Genomic DNA, 1,927 nt, shown 5'->3' with positions numbered 1-1,927 from the left:
CAACATCTCCATGGTCATCTCGGTGGTGCTCGTCACCTTCGTCTCGCTGACGTTCGTCGGCGCGGCCATCCTCATGCAGACGCAGATCCAGACGATGCGCGGCTACTGGGGCGAGAAGGCCGAGGTCACCATCTACATGTGCTCGCCGCTGTCGACGTCGCAGAACTGCACGTCGGACGAGGCGACCGAAGAGCAGATCACGACCGTCAAGGACGACCTCGCCGGTCCCGCGCTCAAGCCGCTGATCAGCGAGGTCGCCTTCGACGACAAGGAGACGACCTACCAGAACTGGATCGAGCGTTTCGGCGAGGAGCAGGCGAACGCGTTCGGCGTCGAGAACATGGGTGTCGCATTCCGCGTCACCATGAAGGATCCGCAGCAGTCGCGCGTGCTCACCGAGGCGTTCTCGGGAGTCGCCGGCGTCGACGAGGTGCAGGATCAGCGCCGTCTGCTCGATCCGCTGTTCTCGGCGCTCACCGTCGCGACCTACATCGCTGTCGGCGTCGCGGCTCTCATGCTCATCGCCGCCGTGCTGCTGATCGCCACGACCATCCGGCTGTCGGCGTATGCGCGCCGCAAGGAGATCGGCATCATGCGTCTGGTGGGCGCGTCGAACCGATCGATCCAGACGCCGTTCGTGCTCGAGGGCGTGTTCGCCGCGTTCCTCGGATCGGTGTTCGCCAGCGCGGCCGTGCTGGCGGGGGTGAAGTTCGGTGTCGAAGGGTATCTCGCCGAGCGGGTTCCGTTCATGCGTCCCCTGGTCGACATGCAGGATGCCGCGTTCGTCGTGCCCGTGCTGATCGGCATCGGCGTCGTGCTGGCGGCCCTGTCTGCCGGCTTCGCGATCCGGCGCTGGCTGCGCACCTGATCCTTCGACAGGCTCAGGAACCGGTAGGGACGGGCTCAGGAACCGATAGGGTTGAGGGCTGTCCATCGTCAGGAGAAGAACATGCCCAGGGAACGCGGGGAGAAGGTCATCGCGACCAACCGTCGCGCGCGTCACGACTACAACCTCGAGAAGTCGTACGAGGCAGGCCTCGTGCTCACCGGCACCGAGGTCAAGTCGCTGCGCCAGGGGCGCGCGAACCTCAGCGACGGGTACGCGTACGTGAAGGGCGGCGAGGCGTACCTCGACGCCGTGCACATCCCCGAGTACTCCCAGGGGCACTGGACCAACCACTCCGCCAAGCGCATCCGCAAGCTGCTGCTGCACAAGGACGAGATCCGCAAGCTCGAGCACGCCGTCTCCGCCGGCGGCTACACCCTCATCCCGCTGAAGCTGTACTTCTCCGACGGCCGCGCCAAGGTCGAGATCGCGCTCGCGAAGGGCAAGAAGGAGTACGACAAGCGGCAGACCCTGCGCGAGCGCCAGGACACCCGCGAGGCCGCGCGCGCCATGCGTCTGCGCAACCGCGTGGGGGAGTAGGCCCTTCGACAGGCTCAGGGACCCAGTGGGGCTCAGGGCCCTTCGACAGGCTCAGGGCCCAGTCGTGGCTCGAAGCCGAACGTGCGACCCAGGAAGTTCAGCTCGGCTTCCAGTGATGCGATGATCGTCTCCGCCGCGCGGAAGCCGTGGCCCTCGCCCTCGAACAGCAGGTACTCGTGCGGCACGCCCCGGGCATCCAGCGCGTCGCGGATCGCCTCCGACTGCGACGGCGGCACCACCCGGTCGTCCGACCCCTGCTGCAGCAGCACCGGCACGTCGATCCGGTCGGCGTGCGAGAGTGGCGACCGCTCGATGTACACGCTCTCCGACTCGGGCAGCGGCCCGACCAGGCCATCGATGTAGTGCGCTTCGAAGTCGTGGGTCTCGGCCGCCAGCATCCGCAGATCCGCCACGCCGTATCGCGAGATGCCGGCGGTGAACGTCCCGCCGCGCACCAGCGCGCACAGCACCGTCCAGCCGCCGGCCGAGCCGCCGCGGATC

At 67.6% G+C, this 1,927-nt stretch carries 3 protein-coding genes; 2 read left to right on the top strand and 1 reads right to left on the bottom strand.

What is annotated here, in order from left to right; translation table 11 throughout:
• Both ftsX and smpB read left to right on the top strand, forming a co-directional pair.
• On the top strand, positions 1-868 hold an 868-nt coding region (gene ftsX, locus RT309_RS11070), incomplete at its 5' end, for a permease-like cell division protein FtsX (RefSeq protein ID WP_313357030.1).
• Between the two features lie 81 nt (positions 869-949).
• Positions 950-1,426 carry an SsrA-binding protein SmpB gene (smpB, locus tag RT309_RS11065; RefSeq protein ID WP_313357028.1) on the top strand — a complete coding sequence of 159 codons (477 nt, stop codon included), beginning with the start codon at positions 950-952 and terminating at the stop codon, positions 1,424-1,426.
• Between the two features lie 32 nt (positions 1,427-1,458).
• Here the strand turns inward: smpB and RT309_RS11060 are convergent.
• Positions 1,459-1,927: prolyl oligopeptidase family serine peptidase (locus tag RT309_RS11060; protein ID WP_313357026.1), on the bottom strand; the 469-nt coding region annotated here is incomplete at its 5' end.

It is taken from the genome of Microbacterium sp. (genome assembly GCF_032084865.1).
In the GTDB taxonomy this organism is placed as follows: domain Bacteria; phylum Actinomycetota; class Actinomycetes; order Actinomycetales; family Microbacteriaceae; genus Microbacterium.
This window is presented reverse-complemented; position numbering and strand designations above follow the sequence as displayed.